The sequence below is a fragment of the Pelomicrobium sp. G1 genome, from assembly GCF_051905455.1.
In the GTDB taxonomy this organism is placed as follows: domain Bacteria; phylum Pseudomonadota; class Gammaproteobacteria; order Burkholderiales; family UBA6910; genus Pelomicrobium.
The window spans coordinates 1-275 of sequence record NZ_JBQACR010000338.1 but is presented as its reverse complement, the minus strand read 5'-3'; the positions used below and the strand labels follow the sequence as shown (position 1 = coordinate 275).

Annotated in this window: 1 protein-coding gene; it reads right to left on the bottom strand. The window is 59.3% G+C overall.

What is annotated here, in order from left to right; all coding sequences use genetic code 11:
* Positions 1 to 190 (bottom strand): helix-turn-helix domain-containing protein (locus tag ACTFO6_RS18755; protein WP_439935872.1); only part of this gene is annotated, 190 nt, incomplete at its 3' end.
* Positions 191 to 275 lie beyond the last annotated feature (85 nt).

Sequence of the window (275 nt, the reverse complement as noted above, 5' to 3'; positions counted from 1 at the left end):
GCACCACATCAATCGGCGCAAGTCGCTTTCCGCGCTCGTAGTTCCCCAACGCGGTTTCGGACACGCCCGCTAGCGCAGCCATCTGCGCCTGGTTGAGCCCGGCCTTCTCACGCGCCTCGCGCAATCGTGCGCCCAGCTCACGCGCAAACGCGTCTTTCCGCCCCTTGACATCCTTACGTTCGTGCGCCATTCTTACACACGAATGAGTATGTACTCATCACAAATGCCATGAATCCGCGACACATTCGCGCGGAACTTCTAAAACGCGGCTACAC